This window comes from Dermabacter sp. HFH0086 (assembly GCF_000413375.1).
GTDB classification, from domain to species: Bacteria; Actinomycetota; Actinomycetes; order Actinomycetales; family Dermabacteraceae; genus Dermabacter; species Dermabacter hominis.
In genome coordinates, this window is record NZ_KE340308.1 from 1,489,439 (window position 1) to 1,506,903 (window position 17,465).

General features: G+C 65.0%; 15 protein-coding genes and 1 riboswitch. Of the genes, 1 reads left to right on the plus strand and 14 read right to left on the minus strand.

Annotated elements, in window-relative coordinates; translation table 11 throughout:
* Window positions 1–49: 49 nt before the first annotated feature.
* The 8 genes from HMPREF1484_RS06545 to HMPREF1484_RS06580 all read right to left on the minus strand — a co-directional run bounded on the left by HMPREF1484_RS06545 (window position 50) and on the right by HMPREF1484_RS06580 (window position 9,628).
* Entirely contained in the window at window positions 50–1,630 is a 1,581-nt protein-coding gene (locus HMPREF1484_RS06545) for a glycoside hydrolase family 10 protein (RefSeq protein ID WP_016664246.1), read from the minus strand.
* A gap of 130 nt (window positions 1,631–1,760) precedes the next feature.
* On the minus strand, window positions 1,761–2,672 hold the full coding sequence (locus HMPREF1484_RS06550) for a MurR/RpiR family transcriptional regulator (protein ID WP_016664247.1): 912 nt from the start codon (window positions 2,670–2,672) through the stop codon (window positions 1,761–1,763).
* A gap of 10 nt (window positions 2,673–2,682) precedes the next feature.
* Window positions 2,683–3,681: an N-acetylmuramic acid 6-phosphate etherase gene (gene murQ / locus HMPREF1484_RS06555; protein WP_016664248.1), complete on the minus strand. Its 999-nt coding sequence runs from the start codon at window positions 3,679–3,681 to the stop codon at window positions 2,683–2,685.
* Window positions 3,674–4,897: an anhydro-N-acetylmuramic acid kinase gene (locus HMPREF1484_RS11805; RefSeq protein ID WP_016664249.1), complete on the minus strand. Its 1,224-nt coding sequence runs from the start codon at window positions 4,895–4,897 to the stop codon at window positions 3,674–3,676. The genes murQ and HMPREF1484_RS11805 overlap by 8 nt, the downstream gene beginning before the upstream one ends.
* A complete protein-coding gene (locus tag HMPREF1484_RS06565) occupies window positions 4,894–6,393 on the minus strand; it encodes a glycoside hydrolase family 3 N-terminal domain-containing protein (protein WP_016664250.1) in 1,500 nt (499 codons plus the stop codon). The genes HMPREF1484_RS11805 and HMPREF1484_RS06565 overlap by 4 nt, the downstream gene beginning before the upstream one ends.
* Before the next feature lie 9 nt (window positions 6,394–6,402).
* Entirely contained in the window at window positions 6,403–7,269 is an 867-nt protein-coding gene (locus HMPREF1484_RS06570) for a carbohydrate ABC transporter permease (protein WP_016664251.1), read from the minus strand.
* Window positions 7,266–8,234 (minus strand): carbohydrate ABC transporter permease, encoded by a 969-nt coding sequence (locus tag HMPREF1484_RS06575; protein WP_016664252.1) that lies wholly within the window; start codon window positions 8,232–8,234, stop codon window positions 7,266–7,268. The genes HMPREF1484_RS06570 and HMPREF1484_RS06575 overlap by 4 nt, the downstream gene beginning before the upstream one ends.
* Before the next feature lie 89 nt (window positions 8,235–8,323).
* A complete protein-coding gene (locus tag HMPREF1484_RS06580; protein ID WP_016664253.1) occupies window positions 8,324–9,628 on the minus strand; it encodes a sugar ABC transporter substrate-binding protein in 1,305 nt (434 codons plus the stop codon).
* Window positions 9,629–9,758: 130 nt separating this feature from the next.
* Here HMPREF1484_RS06580 and HMPREF1484_RS06585 point away from each other — a divergent pair, with 130 nt between their 5' ends.
* Window positions 9,759–10,769, plus strand: coding sequence for an N-acetylglucosamine kinase (locus tag HMPREF1484_RS06585; protein WP_016664254.1), 1,011 nt, complete (start codon window positions 9,759–9,761; stop codon window positions 10,767–10,769).
* On the opposite strand, the gene HMPREF1484_RS06590 is transcribed toward HMPREF1484_RS06585, so the two are convergent.
* The 6 genes from HMPREF1484_RS06590 to HMPREF1484_RS06615 all read right to left on the minus strand — a co-directional run bounded on the left by HMPREF1484_RS06590 (window position 10,757) and on the right by HMPREF1484_RS06615 (window position 17,354).
* Window positions 10,757–11,158, minus strand: a complete 402-nt coding sequence (locus HMPREF1484_RS06590) for an ankyrin repeat domain-containing protein (RefSeq protein ID WP_016664255.1) — start codon at window positions 11,156–11,158, stop codon at window positions 10,757–10,759. The genes HMPREF1484_RS06585 and HMPREF1484_RS06590 overlap by 13 nt on opposite strands.
* Window positions 11,155–13,320, minus strand: a complete 2,166-nt coding sequence (locus tag HMPREF1484_RS06595; protein ID WP_016664256.1) for an ATP-binding cassette domain-containing protein — start codon at window positions 13,318–13,320, stop codon at window positions 11,155–11,157. Before HMPREF1484_RS06595 ends, HMPREF1484_RS06590 begins: the two co-directional genes overlap by 4 nt.
* Window positions 13,317–13,925 (minus strand): ECF transporter S component, encoded by a 609-nt coding sequence (locus HMPREF1484_RS06600; RefSeq protein WP_016664257.1) that lies wholly within the window; start codon window positions 13,923–13,925, stop codon window positions 13,317–13,319. Before HMPREF1484_RS06600 ends, HMPREF1484_RS06595 begins: the two co-directional genes overlap by 4 nt.
* Window positions 13,922–14,566, minus strand: a complete 645-nt coding sequence (locus tag HMPREF1484_RS06605) for an ECF transporter S component (RefSeq protein ID WP_016664258.1) — start codon at window positions 14,564–14,566, stop codon at window positions 13,922–13,924. The genes HMPREF1484_RS06600 and HMPREF1484_RS06605 overlap by 4 nt, the downstream gene beginning before the upstream one ends.
* A gap of 53 nt (window positions 14,567–14,619) precedes the next feature.
* Window positions 14,620–14,725: riboswitch (TPP riboswitch) on the minus strand.
* A gap of 46 nt (window positions 14,726–14,771) precedes the next feature.
* On the minus strand, window positions 14,772–15,356 hold the full coding sequence (locus HMPREF1484_RS06610; RefSeq protein ID WP_016664259.1) for a hypothetical protein: 585 nt from the start codon (window positions 15,354–15,356) through the stop codon (window positions 14,772–14,774).
* A gap of 3 nt (window positions 15,357–15,359) precedes the next feature.
* On the minus strand, window positions 15,360–17,354 hold the full coding sequence (locus tag HMPREF1484_RS06615; RefSeq protein WP_016664260.1) for a M13 family metallopeptidase: 1,995 nt from the start codon (window positions 17,352–17,354) through the stop codon (window positions 15,360–15,362).
* Between the last annotated feature and the right edge of the window lie 111 nt (window positions 17,355–17,465).

The window sequence follows — 17,465 nt, forward strand, 5'->3', positions numbered from 1 at the left end:
GCGATGCGCCCGTTTTCTGCACCCTCATCCAGATGCATAGATGCTCCGGTCAGCGTGCGCGAGTTGGCTTCGAGGGATCAGACTCGTTCCACAGACGATCGAGCGCCGTCACGACGATCCAGTCACCGCCCGCGACCCCCTCAACGTGAACGCTCTGGCGCACGACCTGCTCATCGGCGCGCACACACGCGAGAAGGTTGCGGCCATCTGCGAGTTCGGCGGGATTGAATCGCGCACCCGAGACCCGGTAGATCGCGAAACTCGTCGCCTCAGAATGAGGGTGGCGATTGAACTCGACCACGGCGTTGCCGCGCGAGCAGCGCACCTTGAGGCCGTTCGGCGTGCGCGGCGCGGCACCTCCCATGTGAGCGATGACAGGCACGATCGCGGGATGTGCGTAGTGGCGGCGAACAACCTCGCCCATCGCACCGTCTCGCTCATCACGTACTGACTTCGCCGAGAAGTACACATCGCCCTCGACACGTGGGTAGTCGCGATTGAAGTCGAGGTGGCGTGCCATCTCTTCCGGATCCTCGATTGCGCCCGAGGCCTGCTTGTACATCGCTTGGCCAATGTAGAGTGCGACGTCTGTGCCCTCGACGACATCGTTCCACCAGGGAACGAGTGCCGCGTAGTCGGCGACCTCGAGCCCGATCGGCCAGTAGATCTGCGGATTGATGTAGTCGACGAGGCCATCCTTGACCCACGCGCGCGAATCCGCGCAAATGATCTCGTAGCTCTCCGACCCGCTCGTAGCAGAACCGGCGGGATCGCTCGTGTTGTTGCGCCAAATGCCGAACGGACTGATCCCGAACTTCACCCACGGCTTGCACGAGCGGATCCTCTCCCGCATCTCGCGGATAAAGATCGTGATGTTCTCGCGACGCCAATCATCAAGCGACGACGTGCCATCCGAGTAGCGCTCATAGGTCGCCTGGTCCGGGTAGTCCTTGCCTTCAACCTTGTACGGATAGAAGTAGTCGTCGAAGTGGACCGCATCGATGTCGTAATGCTCGACCGAATGCATGATCGCGCGCAGCGAGTGCTCTCGAACCTCAGGGATACCCGGATCGAAATAGGTCTTCGTGCCGTACGCCCATGCCCACCCCTCGTTGACGAGTGCGGGGTGGTCGGGGACAAGGTGATCGACGGATTCGGTCATCGACACCCGGAACGGGTTGTACCACGCGTGGAACTCAAGGTTGCGCTTGTGGGCCTCCTCGATCTGGAATGCGAGGGGGTCAAACCCCGGATCCTTCCCCTGCTCGCCCGTGAGGAAATGCGACCACGGTTCATACGGCGAGGGCCAGAAGGCATCGGCAGCAGGGCGGATCTGAGAAATCACCGCGTTGAGGTTGAGCTCCTTCGCCAGATCAAGCCACGCGATAAATTCCGCTTTGGATTCCTCGACACTGAGGCCGGTGCGGCTCGGGTAGTCAATATTGTCGGTGGAGGCGATCCACATCGCGCGAAACTCGCGTGTGCGTGGGGCCACTGCTGCGTCGGAGGCGCTCGGCCCCTGCGGTGAAGGCGACGCGACGGCCGGGACCGCACCGATCGCGGCGACGAAGGCGCCCGCGCTGGCGGCGCCGGAAAGCGTGACGAATGAACGACGTGAAAGGTTAGTCATAGGGGTCTCCTCGTTGAGAATCTCGTGAGCATGACGAAAAACGACTTAGTGTCCCCGTCAAGGGCCCCGTCCCTGACGATGCAGAGGTGTTGCACCCTGGACGGAGGGCCTGGAACGTCGGTGGAGTAGGTTACCGCCTCCTTGCCGAGACCGCGGAATACGTGCGCGCGAGCGCCTCGTGAGCCTCGTCCATGCGCATTTGCGCAATGGCGACAAAGAGGAAATCTACGACGGTAAGCTGCGCAATCCTTGAAGCCGTCGCTCCCGAGCGCAGCTCCGACTCGTGGGCGTGAGTCAGCAGCGTGATATCGGCAAGGCGGGCGATCTCACTCGACGGTGCATTCGTAATCGCGATCGTGGCTGCGCCCGCATCCTGCGCAATCGCGAGCGAATCAAGAATGTCGAGCGTTTCGCCGGAGTGCGAAATACCGACCGCGACATCACCGTCGCCCATGAGCGACGCCGCAGGCAAGGCCTGGTGCGCATCCACGTAGCTCGTGGCGCGCATACCGATGCGAGCGAGTTTTTGTTCGAGGTCCATCGCCGCAAACGCGGAGGCCCCCACGCCGAACGTGACTACCTGGCGGGCCCTCGTGCACAACGTCCGCGCACGCTCGAGTTCGCTGATGCTCACGGCATCGGCGGTATCGGCAACCGCGCGCGAATCGGCAAACGCCACCTTCTTGACGACCGCTTCGAGAGAGTCCTGCGGATCGATGTCGGCGGCAAGCGCGCTCGCGGCACGCTCATCGCCTCCCGCGATGGTTGTCGCGCGCCCGCGCGAAAACGCCAGGTCTTCACGGAACGCGGCCCTCAACTCCCTAAAGCCGCTGAAGCCGAGGCTCGTGGCGAGCCGCACGATGCTCGCGGGCGACGTGCGAGAGGCCGCGGCGATCTCGGCAATGGGCCGAGCGAGGGCCTCGTCGGGGTGATCCAAGAGGTAGCGGCTCGCGCGCGCGAGGGTGCGCGACTCGCTCTTGGCGGCATCCTCGAGAGCATCGAGGACACGTGCCGGTGGGCGCTGGAAGTCTTCGGCGGTCATGGTGGGGTGCCTATCGTTCCTCGGCGACCGTCGGAGAGCCCACGCGGGCGCGCAAGGCTTCGCTTGCCGAACGAATCCCCGAGGCATCCCCCGGGCGTGTGGCAGAAGGCGGGAACTGCGCGAGCACCTCGAGGGCCTCCGGAGCGTGCTCAAGCGGAGCTCCAGCGAGGAGGAGCACGAGGGCAGCGCGCAGGTTGTTCTCGGTCGCGCCAAGTGCCGCGCGCGCGTCGTCTTCACTCGCACCCGTTGCTTCGCGCACGATGCGCACCGTGCGCGCCACGAGCTTCTCATTCGTCGCGCGAACATCGATCATGAGGTTCTCGAAGGTCTTGCCGAGACGCACCATCACCGACGTCGACAGGGCGTTGAGGAGCACCTTTTGCGCGGTCGCAGCCTTCATGCGGGTCGACCCCGTGACAACCTCGGGGCCAGTGTTCACGAGAAGCGGCACATCGGCAAGCGCCGCGAGCGGCGCATTCGGGTTCGCGCTCACGAGCGCTGTCGCGAGCCCGCGCTCGCGGGCCGCCGCAAGGGCGCCTTTCACGTACGGGGTGCGGCCGCTCGCGGCAAGGCCCACGATAACGTCGTGCTCACCCGCGTGGTCCGCAATGACACTCGCGCCGAGTTCTTCGCTGTCTTCGGCGCCCTCGACAGCTTTCATCATCGCGCCATCTCCGCCCGCGAGATGCGCGACGAACATGTCGGAGTCAGCGTTATAGGTGGGCAGAAGTTCGACTGCGTCGAGAACCCCGAGCCTGCCCGAGGTGCCCGCGCCAACGTAGTGCACGCGGCCCCCGTTCGTGAGAGCGTCCACGCACAGGTCGGTCAAGCGCGCGATCTCGTGGGTCAGTGCTTGCACGGCCGCGACGACCGTGGCATCTTCCGCGAGGATGCGCGAGACAACTTGCTCGGATGCGAGCGTATCGATGTCGCGCGAGCGGGGATTGCGCTCTTCTGTAGGCGAGTGCACCTGGACGAGCGGAGTGAGCGGGCCTTGTGAATCAGTCACGGGAATCCTCCACGAGAAGTTGGCGGGGTGCGGTTGTCGAAAGCGGGACGGTGCGCAGCGCGTGCGGCGGGGTGAGCTGACCGAGGACAGCGGGCTCTGTCGCGCCGGTGGCATCGATCAGAGCACCGGGCAGGCCGTGCGCAGAGTAGTAGCCGATGAGGGCCATGAGGAACGCCTCTTTGATGTCGGGGTCGAGGCCGCCAAGCGGCCCCGTAGTCACCGTACATCCGGGTAGGAGGGCTTCGATGCGGGCCATGAGGGTCGGGTTGTGGGCGCCGCCGCCGGTCACGTGAAGGCGCGTGCGAGGCTCGTGCCCCACTTCGGCCTTGAGCGCATCGGCGAGTGTACGGGCAGTGAGTTCCGTGAGCGTCGCGAGCAGGTTTTCCGTGCTAAGCACGTCCAGGTCGATGCCCGCTTCGCGTGCGCGAGCATCGAGCCACGCCGGCGAAAAATACTCCCTGCCCGTGGACTTCGGAAAGGGAAGCGCGAAGTAAGGGTCGGCGAGCAGCGATGAAAGAAGAGTGTCGTGCACGCGTCCGGCGGCGGCTCGGGCGCCATCCGTATCGCACGCCGTTCCCGTGCGAAGGGCGGCGGCCGCGTCAATGAGCCCGTTACCGGGGCCCGTGTCGCCCGCGCGCACGAGCGGGGGAGCGGTTGGTCCGACGGCTGCCGGGGTGCACAGCGTCGTATTGGCTATCCCACCGATGTTCACCGCGCATCCGCCGTCGGGGCCGAGCAGGAGTTGGTCGAGGAGAGGGGCGAGTGGCGCGCCGGTCCCGTCACGGGCGATGTCGGCGCTGCGCACGGTGCTCAGCGCCGCAATCCCGGTTGCAGCGTGGATACGGGAGGCATCCCCAATGGCGAGGGTCGCGAGGGTGCGCCCGCCCTCGACGTTGTGAAAGAGCGTTTGTCCGGGCGAGACGACAAGATCGAGTGGTGCGTCGGATCCGCGTTCGCGGGCATCGTCGCGCACGCTTGTAACGACGCCAGCGAGGAACTCGCCAACGTGCGCATCGAGCAGTGTGAGCTCTGCGAGCGAGGGAACACTCGCACTGGTCACGGCCTCGAGGACGCGGCCGCGAAGGGCTTCGGGCCACGGGTGCTCACCCGAGCTCTTCACACGTGCGTGAAGCACGTCGCCGTCGCGGGAGAAATCGACGAGGGCGAAATCCGCCGAATCAACCGACGTGCCCGTCATGAGACCGAGGATCCTCATCGCGCGACCTCTCTCAGAGCGAGATCGGCTGCGGCGTTCATGACGCCCCGACTCGCACCATAGGTGAGAAGAACGGCTGCGGGCGATGAGAGCGTGTGGGGGAGCGGTGCCGTTTCCGGAACACCCGTGTGAAGGACGATCAGGCGCGAGCCCAACTCGTGTGCATTCGCGGCGGCCTGATCGAGACGAGCCGTTTCCGCGTCACTCGCCGAGCCAAGCCGCGTGAGCACGAACGTCACCTGCGGGCTTTCGTAGCCCGGCGGCGGGTCTGCGGGCAGAAGACGAATATCTCGATGCTCGAGTACCGGCGCGAGGAAGGTGCGCCCTTTACCCGCCGCGTAATCGTGCGCGAAACGCGCATCGACGATGGCTGCGGTCGAAACGTGGCCCGCGACAGGCGACGACTCGAGTGCCCACCGCACCGCACGTCGAGAGGCACGCTCGCCAACTGCCTCGAGATGAGCCTCCGCACTCTCGAGTGCCTCCGCGGTGCACGCAGACGCGCTCGCGCGGCCCGCGAATGTCGTGCGCACGCGCTCGGCGCGCGAGCGCAGCTCACCGCGATCGAGCCGCCCCGAACGAATAGCCTCAGCGATCGCGTCGTGGGCCTCGACAAGCATGTTCTCGCCATCGCGCCGGATCGACGTCCCAAGACACAGCAGGTGCGCGCCTGCCTCAAGCGCCCGCACGGTTGCCTCCGCGTAGCCCACCGATTCGGTGATCGCCCCCATGTCGAGAGCATCGGTCACGAGGAGTGCATCGGGGTTGATCTGCGCAGCAAGAGCATACGACCACGGGGCAATCGTCGCGGGCCCATCACCGAGCGACGGCACACACATGTGGCCCGTCATGAGGGCATCGGGCGCGCTGCCGAGCTCGCGGAAGGCCGCGACGTGCTGGGCGAGGGCGTCCTCGAGCGACAGGGCGACCGTCGGAACCCCCAGGTGCGAATCAACCGCAGTGTCTCCGTGCCCGGGAAAATGCTTCGCACAGCTCAGCACCCCCGCGTGCGAAAGCCCCTCGCATACCGCCCGCGCATGCCGCGCGACCGGCCCCGGCGACGTGCCGAAACTGCGGGCACCGATCACGGGATTGGAAGGATTCGTGTTGACGTCTGCGACGGGGGCGAAGTTCATGCGTACGCCAATCGCGGCGAGAACCCGCCCGATGGCCTCGCCGTATTCGCGTGAAAGCTCGGGATCATCGATGTCCCCGAAACCACGGGCTGCTGGAAACGCGCCGCCGCGCGCCGCATAGAGCCGAGTGACGTCGCCGCCCTCCTCGTCGATCGTGACGATCGGCTCTGTGCAACTCGCCTCACGCACCTGGGCGATAAGCCTTTGGGCCTCGCGCGTATTCGGCGTGTTGTACCCGAACAGGCACACACCGCCGAGTCCGGCCTCGAGCGCCTGCGCGAGCCATTCAGGGACGTCCGTGCCGGGAAAAGACGCGAGAAGCGGGGCGAGAGCATCGGCATCAAAACGAGACTGAGACATGGTCACCTTCTAACCTTTGACCGCGCCTGCCGTGAGCCCCGACGACAGCTGGCGCTGAACGAGGACGAAGAAGATCACAACGGGAAGCGCGATGATGGTCGAGGCGGCCATAATCGGCCCCCAGTCGGCCGTGTTCTGCGTGAAGAACGTCCGCAGACCAACGCCTACCGTGTACTTCGACGAGTCCGTCATAAACGTGAGGGCAAAAATGAACTCGTTCCACGCGGTGATGAACGCGAACACGCTCGTGGCGACGAGACCGGGGGCGACGAGCGGCAGGAGAATCGAGAAGAACATCCTGAACCATCCGGCGCCATCGATGTAGGCGGCTTCCTCAAGTTCCTTCGGGACCGCGGCGACGAAACCCTTGAGGTTCCAAATCGCGAACGGAAGCGAGAAGGCAAGATAGACGATCACGAGCCCGAGGAGCGAGTTGAGCATGTTGAGGGTGCGCGCCTGGAGGAACAGCGGTATCACGAGAGCCTCGAGCGGCACCATCTGCACCATGAGCACGAGAACGAGCACGACGGTGCGAAGGCGGAAGCGGTAGCGGGCGACGCCAATCGCGGCGAACAGCGCGATTGCGCCCGACAGGAGTACGGTGCCGGCCGCGACGATGAGCGAGACCTTGATGTACTCGAAGAAGTTCGCGTCGATCAGGACGGTTTTAAAGTGGTCGAGCGTGAAGCTCGTGGGAAGAATGCCCGCGCCGCGCGAGTTGGCGTGCGTATCGACCGCGGTCGTGAGCATCCAGTAAAACGGGAAGAGCGCGTAGAGGAGCAGAAGGGCGATGCCGAGAGCCTTCGCGATATTTGCGGGGCGAAGCGGGTTCTTCTTATTGGCGGGTGTGGCGCCGGTGGGAGCGGTGGTGCTCACAGTTCATCCTCCTTCATGAGTGCGCGCATGTAGACCACGGAGATCGCGAGAAGGACGAGAGTGAGAAGCACCGCGATAGCAGAGCCCATACCGTATTTCCCTTGCCCAAACGATTCGGTGTAGGACCACACGCCGAGGTTCATCATGTGTCGGTTCGACCCATCACCGCCGGGCATGAGATAGATCTGCGTGAAAACCTTGAAGTCCCAAATCGTCGACAAGATGATGCACACGGCGAGGATCGGGCGGATCATCGGGATGGTGACGTTCGTGAAGCGCTTGAACGCACTCGCGCCATCGACCTTCGCGGCCTCATACAGGGACTCCGGGATCGTGAGGAGACCGGCGAGGGTCGTCACGGCGATAAAGGGAAAGCCGTGGTACACGACGTTGAGCGCGGCAATTCCGTAAAACGCGAGGCGAGAATCCCACCAGTTGGCACTGCCCGGAGTGAAAAGCCCGAGTGATTCAAGGACGCTCGCCACGAACCCGCTCGTGGGGTCGAAAAGCCACACAAACACGTAGGTGCCGGTAAGCGCGGGAACGGCCCACGCGACCATGATCGCGCCGATGCAGATGTTGCGCCACGTGAGCGAGAGCGTATTGAGAAACAGCGCAACGGCAACGCCCACGAGCATCGTCAGCACCACGCACACGGCCGCAAATCCGACGGTGTTGGGAAGCACGGTTGTCCACAGATGCGGGTCGCTGAGGATCGCCGAATAGTTGGCGAAGCCCACGTAGTTGGTGGTGCCCTTCAGCAGGTTACGCAGGCCGTAGTCCTGAAGCGAGAGGTCGAATACGCGAAACAGGGGGAAGATCAACAGGACCGCGAGCGTGAGGAGCCCGGGTGCGAGGAGCAGCCACGGCGGCAGGTGTCGGCGCGCCCACATCGACAGTCGTGACGAGCGGCTCGTGTCAGCCGGGGGCAGCGCACTCTCGTGAGTGTCGTTCATGGTGGTCATCGAGGAAGCTTTCGAACGTGGGCTGGGGGCTCGGGACCCAGCCCTCAGCGAGTGGGTCCCGAGCGATGGTCGGTGAACAAAAATACGGCTTAGGCGCCGAAGATTCCGTCCATTTCCTTAGCGGCAGCATCAGCAGCAGCCTGCGGAGCCTGGCCACCAGCGAGGACGTTGCTCAGGAGGTTCGGGAGGGTCTTCTTGCCCTCGATCTGGCCCCACATCGGAGTAACGGGTACGGACTTGCCGGCCTCGGTCATTTGCGAAGCAAAAACCTTTGTGAGGTCGGTGCCGTTCTTGATCGTCTCGTCGAGCGCTGACTTCGTGCCGGGGAAGAAGTTCGTCTCTTCGCTCCACCGGGTCGCGAATTCGCCGGTTGTCATGAGCTTGATGAGTTCGAAGGCGAGCTCCGGCTCCTCGGAGTCCAGGAACCGGCACAGGTGGGAACCGCCCACGAAGCTGCCGGCAATCGCCGAGTCCTTGGCGGGGATGGTGAAAGCCGTGAGCTTATTGAACAGCTCTTCGTCGCTTGCCTTCACGGTTGCGGGCACCCACGAACCGGTGATGAACATGGCGACCTTGCCCTCCTGGAACTGCTTGAGGGAGTCGGTCTCCTTCCAGGTCGAGGCCGCCTCGGTCGACGAGCCATGCTTGAGGGCGAGGTCGGTGTACCACGTGAGGCCCTCGACTGCGGGCGCTTCGTTGATGGTGGCCTTCCAGTCTTTGCCGGAGCCTTCGGCAATGTCGCCGCCTGCTCCCCAGATGAAGGGGAGGAGAGCGAAAGGGGATCCGCCGTTGACCGGGAACGGGATGACGTCGGGATTCTTCGCCTTGAGGGTTTCGATCATGGCGAGGAGGTCATCCCACGACTGGGGCTGGGAGTTGACCCCCGCAGCTTCGAGGATCTCCTTGTTCGCGAGGATCGAGCGGATGCCCGCGTACCACGGCATGCCGTACAGCTTGCCGTCAAGCGTGCCCGCTTCCTTGAGTGCATCGATGAGGTCCGAGTCAATTCCGGCCTTCTTGACGTCTTCCGTGAGGTCGTCGAGGCCCCCTGCATCCGCGAACTCGGGAGTCCAGGTTGTGCCGATCTCGGCAACGTCGGGGCCGGTGCCACCCGCCATGGCGGTCACGAACTTGTCGTGCGCGCCATCCCACGGCTGGACCTCGACCTTGAGGGTCGCGCCCGTGTGCTTGGTGAACTCCTCCTGGAGGGCCTTGACGTATTCGTCAGTCTTGGCGTTCGTTCCCTCCATGATCCACAGGGTGATGGTCTTGCCGTCATTGGCGGCCTTATCGGTGGGGTTGGAGGAGGAACCGCCCGAATTGCCGCACGCGGCGAGGCCCACGGTGGCCGCGCCGAGTGCTCCGGTGGCGATGAGGTTCCTGCGGGTGATCATAGTGTCTCCTTTGAGCTATGGGGGACGGGCACCGTCGTGAAAAAATATTTCATCCGTATGCCTCAAGATGAAACTTACCACAACTTGTGGGGTGGATGACATACTGGGCGAGACCGAAAGGACTGCTGACATGCCGATTTCCGTGATTCTGGGGGCCGACGTCGGAGCGACCCATACGCGCCTCGCAATCGAGGGAGCCGATGGGCGAAGTGGCGAGAGTTTCACGCCGGTCCGCGTCGAGGGCGCGGGGTTTAACGTGAGATCCTCCGGGCCCGACGCGCTCGAGCACTTCGAGCAGACACTTGCGCGCGCCTTCGCCCCACTCGACACCGGCAGCACCCTGGAAAAGGCCGTCTTCGGCATATCTGGAGCGGGGCCCGCCCGCCACGAGCGCATCGAGGCGCTCGTGCGTGAGGCCGTTGTCTCGCAATCGGCCTCTCACCACATCCAGGTCGATCCCGCCAACGTTCGTGTCGTCGATGACCTCTGCACGGCATTCGCGAGTGCCTTCCCGGCATCCGCGTCACGACCCACCGGCGTTCTCGTTCTCGCAGGTACCGGCGCGGCAAGCGTGAGCTATGTGCGGGGCGTGGAGTCGGTGCGCCGCGATGGCATGGGATGGCTGCTAGGAGACGTCGGCTCAGCCGTGTGGCTCGGAAAGCGCGCTCTCGAGGCAGTGGCGGCGGACCTCGACGCGCGCGGGAGCTCGACAGCCCTCACCGACCGTGTATGCGCGGCGCTGGGCTTCAACCCACGTGACACCGCGGCCCAGCTCGACCCGCGCCAAGCGCTCATCCGTGAAGCCTACGACCTGACCCCGGCCGAGTACGGGCGTTTCGCCCCGATCGTGACCGAGCTCGGTCACTTCGGCGAGGGCGAAAGCGACGAGGTCGCGCGCGAGATCGTCGCGCAAGCCGTGGACAGCCTCCTCGAGGGGGCCCTTGTGCTCGCGGATCCTCTTCGCGGCAATTCACCCGTGAGTGTCGTTCTCGCCGGTAGTGTCCTCACCGCTCGCGGCCCGATTGGGGATCTCATGCGCTATGCGCTCGAACGCGAGGGGTTCGACGTGCGTGAGGCTGCCTCGCCGCTCGAAGGCGCGCTTGCGCTAGCGCGCGCGGAAACTCGCCTTCAGAAGTCGTAGGTGCGGGAAAAGAACCGAGCGCTCTCGCGCGCGCTGGGCACTCCCGCATCCGGGTCAGCGCCGGCCTCAACGAGCACCTCGACCACGTAGTCGAAGCCTTTGAATACGGCGCCCGCGAGCGGACTTTGCCCACGGTCGTTGAGAAGGTCGACGTCCGCGCCGTGCTCTGCAAGCAGCTTCACGAGTGCCGCGTGGCCGTGGTAGGCGGCAAGCATGAGCATGGTGTTGCCGTCTGCATCTTGCATGTTGAGGGGAATTCCCGCCTCGATAGCGGGGCGGAGAATCTCGAGGTTCCCCTCGCGTGCAGCGTCCATGAGGGCGCGCGCGAGTGCGGCGGCCTCATCGGCGTCGGCGTCGGTGCCGGGCTGGGGCGCGGTGTTTTCACTCATGCCACAAGCGTAGCGATGATGGGCGCGGCCAGCAGGACGATCCCGAGTCCCACGCCCCACGCATCGTGCCACGTGAACTGCGCACTATGGACCCACGTGCGCCGTTGCGCCGTCGCGAAACCGCGCGCGTCCATCGCGAGCGCTTGGATCTCCGCGCCGCGCAGCGTCGAGACGAGAAGCGCAAACGTTGCACCGGCGTAGAGTGCGAAGGAGTTGCGCTGCTGGATGCCGCGGATGCGGCGCGTAAAGACGATGTCGCCCCACTGCGAAAACACGTGTCCGAGCCGCGCGAGGCCCGCACTCATTGCTGCCGCGAAACGCGCGGGAACATGACACTTTTGGGCGAGAGCCTGACCGAAGCGGGTCGGGTCCAGACCTTCAAGAAGGATCGCGCCGGGGCCGACCATGGCGAAGATTCTCAGGCCCTCGACGCCGGCGCTCTGCCATGTCGACAGTTCGCCGAGTGGCCTGCCGGAAAGAATTCCGGCCGACCACGCGATGGTGAGCGCCGCGAGCACGATTGGTGCAAGGCGCGTCATGAGCCGGGCTGGAGTGCGCCAGGCGAGAGGGATGAGCGTGAGCGTGAGAATGGTGCCCGTGAGCGTCGGCGCGAGCGTGTGCATTCCGAACGATCCCGCGAAGGCTAAAGCGGCGATCGCGAGGATCGTGAGTGGATTGAGCTTATCGGCAGCGACGGCGCGCGGCGGGTGGGGAACGCGCGGGATCGGGGGAGCGGGGGACGGGTCCGACGGTTGCTTGCACGCGATACTCTCTCGGAGATCGTCACGCCCCGGCGCTGCCTCGAGGGCAATGACTCGGTCGCACGCGCGCACGAGCCGCTCGTCATGCGTGGCCGCAAGGACCGCGCGGCCGCTGACGAGTGCGCGAGCAATGAGCTCAGCCACCGCACCAAACGCCGCGTCGTCGAGGCCCACAGTCGGCTCGTCGAGCACGAGAATGTCGCGGCCCGAGGCGAGTGCCGTCGCGAAGGCGAGGCGACGCTGCTCACCCCCTGAAAGCGTGAAGGGGCCGGCGGATTCGAGGTGAGCGAGGCCTGTCGCCTCGAGCCACGCCCGTGCGGCCTCATCGTCGTTCGGATCCTCGGCGCCAGCTTTCACCTCGTCGAGGACGGTGCGGGCGACGAAGCTCTGCTCGGGGTTTTGCGGGAGCCATGCGGCTCGAAACGGCGCTTTCTTCGCTGCGCGCTTACCCCTACCCGTACGCTCGCGGGTCTCCTCGAGAAGGTAGCGGATCAAGGTGGACTTGCCGATGCCACTTGGACCCGTGAGCGCGGCGAGCTCTCCGTTGTAAAGCTCGACGTGAACGGGGCCGGCAAACAGAGTGCGGCCTTCGAGCGTCGCGGGAACCTCGAGGTCAATGAGAGCGACCCTCTCGCTGCCTCCTCGCAGCGATTTTTGTTCGCTGCCGAGCGCACTTTCGCCACGAGAGCCGTCCGCGCGCCATGCCCCCGCGGGAGCGTCCTCAAGTATCTGACCGCCCGCACCTATGCGGATGACGCGGTCGACGTGGGCGCGCCAGAGCTCCACTTGGTGATCCGCAACGACGAGGGTGAGGCCCTCGGTTGCTTCGCAAATGGCGTCGCGTACCGCGAGTGCCGTCTTGGCGTCGAGCATTGCAAGCGGCTCGTCGAGAGCGATTGCCCCGGCACCCGTGGCGATCAGGCCCGCGAGGGAGAGGCGCTGCTGCTGCCCACCAGAAAGGTGGTAGGGGTTGGCATCGAGCGGAGAGGAAAACGCGGCCGCGGCGTGTGCATCGCGCACCATTGCGGGCATGCGTGCAGGATCAACGCTCGCATTTTCCGGGCCGAAAGCGGTATCGATTCCTGTCGTCGCGCCCACGAACGAGTGGACGGGATTTTGCACCATGAGGGCGACGCCCGGCACGGGAGATGCTTCGGGAAGTGGTGCCGAGGGGGCGACCCCTTCCGGTGGGTCCTCGGGGATGAGGCCGCTCAGGGCCTTGAGAATCGTCGATTTTCCCGAGCCGCTCGCACCCGTGAGAAGAACGCGTTCACCCGCAGCAATCTGGAGGGAAAGGCCAGAGAGAACCGGGGCCCTACGCCCCGGTGGTGTATAGGTGAAGTCATCGATCCCCACACCCACGGCACGGCGGGTGGAGGCAAGCGTCGGGCTCTCACTCACCGCTGTGCGGCCTCCTCACGCCCGGGTGCGAAATTCCCGAGAGCCCCGGTCTTCGCAAGCGCGCGCACGATTGCCGGCGCCGGCAACGCAAGCAGAATGACGCCAGAAATGATGAACAGTGCGAGGTGGGCGAATCGGAACGGCATGGCCCAACTCGGGAAGAACACGAACTGCTCCCAAATCCACTGCAAAACCATCGAGATCCAGGCGCCTGCGAGAACCCACTTAAACGACGGCTTCGCGTATTTCGTGGCGGCACCCATGACCTCGAAGCCGATCGCAACGATCGCGCCCGAGATCAGCACCGTCCACCCGAAGTGCGAGCCGAGAAGTGCCTCGATGATCGCGCCAATCCACATCGTGCCAAGTGCCGAGCCGGGTTTACGGACGATGAGCATCGAGAGCGCCGCCGGCAGAGCCCACGGACCCGCGGCGATGCCTTCACTGGGCGGGAAGAGCGAGAAGACGGGCTTGAGCGCGCCGAGCCCGGCGGCGTAGGCGAAGAACGCGACGCCCGCGATCAGGCCCATTGATACAACAACGAGAAGATCAATGGTGCGGTAGCGAAAAGCAGAATGGTTATCAGGAGCAGCTGTCGTCATCATGCGTCGATTCTAGAACCGCCACGCGGGGCTTGAGAGACGGCAAAGTCCCTGCCCACCGGAAACTGATTGAGTGCACCGGCCTTCGCGAGTGCCGTGACGATAGCGCGCCCGAGAGCCGCGAGAAGCGTGAGGGCGCTGATCCAGAAGAATACGAGAAGCATGACTTTGTAGCCCGCAGACCACGAGGGGTAGTACGCGGTGATCTCGTAAAGCCATTCGAAGAGGGTCGACAGAAGCGAGCCGCCAATCACGACCGCTGCGCTCGTACTCGCCCACCCCGAGAGCGCGAACGCGATCTCGAAACCCGCGCCCTGGATGAGGCCGGAGATAAGCGCGCCGACACCGAAATGGCTGCCGAGGAGAGCCTCGAGGCACGCCGCGATAATTTCCGCGCCGAAGGCAGCGCCTGGGCGGCGAACGATCAACATCGCGACGAGAGCAGGAAGGCACCAGAAGCCAGTGAGGAGGCCCTCGAGCGGGGGGAAACCCGCGGTGAGAGGGGCCACAAGGTTGTACAGATGCGCGTAGCCGGCAAAGGCGACGCCGAAGGCTACGCCGACCATGACGATCACGACGAGATCAATCGTGCGGTACTTAATGCGCTGGGAAAAGCCCGCTCGCGCTGTGCGTTGATCAGTCATCACCACTCCTTCCACTCGGAAGGGGCATGCCCGTGAAGCGGCGTGGCCGCGGCATGCGAGAAATCCCGACTCCCTACGCCGGTGCTAACCGGATCAGGTTCGAGGGTCAGCGCCCTTTGCGCACTCTCAGCACCGGTCGGTGCTCCCCTGTCTGTTGGATGACGCCCACAAGTGTACAGGCAGGTGAGGGCAGGGCCGCGAGTGCTCAGCGCGCAAATGTGATGGCCTTCGCGATCGCCTCGGCGACCTCGCGCGGGTGCTCGGGGCTGAGCAGGTATGCCCCTCCGTCTCGGCCGATGATCTCCACGAGCTCACCGCCGCGGGTGACCGCAAACCGAGTGTCGGCCTGCGGCCCCACAAGCGTGCGAGGTTTGAGCGGCGCCACCGGGCGTACCTCATCCATGCGGGAAACCGCGACTTCGGCGCGCCCGAGCCCGATGTTGCCCACGAGGGAGCCGACCCGTTCCGGTGCAACGACGCGGATCTGCACCGTGCGGAAATCCTCGAGCGGCCACGTGGGCCGCGCGAGGAAACCACCGAGCTTCGGCGTGAGGCCGCGCTCGTCTACGACGAACCCGATGGTCGTGCGCATCCACGCCCATAGTGCATACCCCGCGAATCCGATCGCGAGGAGGGCGGCGGTGCTGAGTCCGGGGTCGCCAAAGGTCAGCAACACGAACAGGCAGATTGCCGCGCCGATCACGAGGGTGAGGATGACGCGGGTCCACGCGACCCGCCCCGGCCTCACCCTGCCCTTATACGGAGTGAGGTACTCGTGCTTGTGTGCCATCGTCTACCAGATGCTCACGCGGCGCTCGGGAGCGAGGAACAGGCCGTCACCCTCCTTCACGCCGAAGGCGTCGTGGAACGCGTCAACATGGCGCACGACCCCGTTCGCGCGGAACTCCATGGGCGAGTGCGGGTCGATTGCGAGGCGACGAATGGCGTCGGCCTCGCGGTTCTTGCCGCGCCATACCGCACCCCACGAAAGGAAGAGGCGCTGGATGCCCGTGTAACCGTCGGACCCCACCTCGTGTGCCGCTTCGCCAACCTCATTGAGGTAGGCCTTGAGCGCGATCGTGAGACCGCCGAGGTCGCCGATGTTCTCGCCGATCGTGAAGGCGCCGTTCACGTGATGCTCATCTGAGAGGTCGCGCGGGCTCATCGCGTCGTAGTCGGCGATGAGCGAGCGCGTGCGCTTCTCAAACTCTTCGCGGTCCGCCTCGGTCCACCAGCTCTTGAGTGCGCCGTCACCGTCGTACTTGGAGCCCTGATCGTCGAAGCCGTGGCCGATTTCGTGGCCGATCACCGCGCCGATCCCACCGAAGTTCACGGCATCATCCGCATCGATCCCAAAATACGGGGGTTGGAGGATCGCCGCGGGGAACACGATCTCGTTCGCGCCAGGGTTGTAGTAGGCATTGACCGTCTGCGGGGTCATGTGCCACTCGCCGCGATCCACGCTTCGCCCAAGCTTTGCGATCTCGTAGTCATGGGTAAACGTCGCGATGTTTCCGACGGTGGCAAGGAGTGAATCGGGATCAATGGCGAGGCTCGAGTAATCCCGCCAGGTTTCGGGGTGGCCGATCTTCGGCGTGAACTTCTCGAGCTTCGCGAGGGCCTTTTCGCGGGTCGCCGGGGTCATCCACTCAAGCGAGGAGATCGACTCGCGGTAGGCGGTGATGAGGGCCTCCACGAGGTGCTCCATGCGTTCTTTCGCCTCGGGCGGGAAGTAGCGCGCCACGTATGTCTCGCCGACGGCCTCGCCGAGGGCAGCCTCGACGAGGCTCACGCCGCGCTTCCAGCGGTCGCGGATCTTCGTGGTCCCGGAAAGCACGGTGCCGTGGAAGCTGAAGTGGGCATCGACGAACTCATCGCTCAGGTAGGGCGCCGCGGCGTCGATCGCGTGGAGGGCGAGCCACGCGCGGAGGTTCTCGAGGTTTTCGCTGCCCCACAGCTTCGAAATGGCCGCCGTGTATTCCGGCTCGTTGATGTTGATGGTCTCTACCCACTCGGCCTTCGCACCGGCGCCCTCGAAGTAGGCGTCCCAGTCGAAGCTCGGGAAGGCGTCGGCGCGCTCGGCGACGCCCATCGGGTTGTTCGATTTCTCGCTGTCGCGCCGGCGCACGACGTCGACGTGCTGTTTCGCGATGCGGGTCTCGAGATCCATGACCACCTCGGCGAGGGCACGCGCATCGCCCTCGGGCAGCCCGGCGCGTCCCGGGAGCTTCGCAAGGTCGGCAAGCGTCGCCAGGTAGTCAACGTAGGCCTCGCGGATCGCCCGGTACTGCTCATCGCGGTAGAACGATTCATCGGGAAGGCCGAGGCCCGCTTGAGCGATCTGTGCCTGGTAGCGCTCCGGGTCATCGGCGTCTGTCCACACGTACAGAGCGATGATGCCGGTGGGGGCCGTTGCTTCGCCAGTGAAGCTCGTGAGCGCTGAACGGTCGGCGAGGCTGAGGATCCGCTCGAGCTGCGGCTCGAGGTCGCGAGCGCCGATCTCATTGAGGCGTGCTTCGTCCATGAAAAGCGCGTACAGCGCACCGATTTTTCCCTCACTAGAGTCAGCGGGGGCGCCAGAGGCCGCTGCTTCCTCAATGATGCTCCGCACGCGCTCCTCGGAAAGGTCGTGAAGACGCGTGAACTCCGAGTAGCTCGGCTTATCGGCTGGGATCTCAGCCGAGGCGAGCCACGCGCCATTGATGAAGCCGAAGAGGTCGTCCTGCGGACGAACGGACTCATCAATCTGGGTGAGATCGAGGCCGGTCTGGGATGCGGGCGAGGTCATGTGTCTCCTCCGGGATAGGGAAAATCGGAATGTCCGACGGTTGCCTCCACCCTAGCGATCCGCGGTTTGGGAAGGGTGGATGTGTCACGTTACGGTCCCGAAAATCTGAGC

Excerpts from the sequence above, each read along its gene's own strand:
- HMPREF1484_RS06580 (WP_016664253.1), bottom strand. The coding sequence starts at position 9,628 with ATGATCACCCGCAGGAACCTCATCGCCACCGGAGCACTCGGCGCGGCC.
- HMPREF1484_RS06585 (WP_016664254.1), top strand. The coding sequence starts at position 9,759 with ATGCCGATTTCCGTGATTCTGGGGGCCGACGTCGGAGCGACCCATACG.
- HMPREF1484_RS06545 (WP_016664246.1), bottom strand. The coding sequence starts at position 1,630 with ATGACTAACCTTTCACGTCGTTCATTCGTCACGCTTTCCGGCGCCGCC.
- HMPREF1484_RS06600 (WP_016664257.1), bottom strand. The coding sequence starts at position 13,925 with ATGATGACGACAGCTGCTCCTGATAACCATTCTGCTTTTCGCTACCGC.
- HMPREF1484_RS06590 (WP_016664255.1), bottom strand. The coding sequence starts at position 11,158 with ATGAGTGAAAACACCGCGCCCCAGCCCGGCACCGACGCCGACGCCGAT.
- HMPREF1484_RS06610 (WP_016664259.1), bottom strand. The coding sequence starts at position 15,356 with ATGGCACACAAGCACGAGTACCTCACTCCGTATAAGGGCAGGGTGAGG.
- HMPREF1484_RS11805 (WP_016664249.1), bottom strand. The coding sequence starts at position 4,897 with ATGAGGATCCTCGGTCTCATGACGGGCACGTCGGTTGATTCGGCGGAT.
- HMPREF1484_RS06615 (WP_016664260.1), bottom strand. The coding sequence starts at position 17,354 with ATGACCTCGCCCGCATCCCAGACCGGCCTCGATCTCACCCAGATTGAT.
- HMPREF1484_RS06575 (WP_016664252.1), bottom strand. The coding sequence starts at position 8,234 with ATGACCACCATGAACGACACTCACGAGAGTGCGCTGCCCCCGGCTGAC.
- HMPREF1484_RS06605 (WP_016664258.1), bottom strand. The coding sequence starts at position 14,566 with ATGACTGATCAACGCACAGCGCGAGCGGGCTTTTCCCAGCGCATTAAG.
- HMPREF1484_RS06550 (WP_016664247.1), bottom strand. The coding sequence starts at position 2,672 with ATGACCGCCGAAGACTTCCAGCGCCCACCGGCACGTGTCCTCGATGCT.
- HMPREF1484_RS06565 (WP_016664250.1), bottom strand. The coding sequence starts at position 6,393 with ATGTCTCAGTCTCGTTTTGATGCCGATGCTCTCGCCCCGCTTCTCGCG.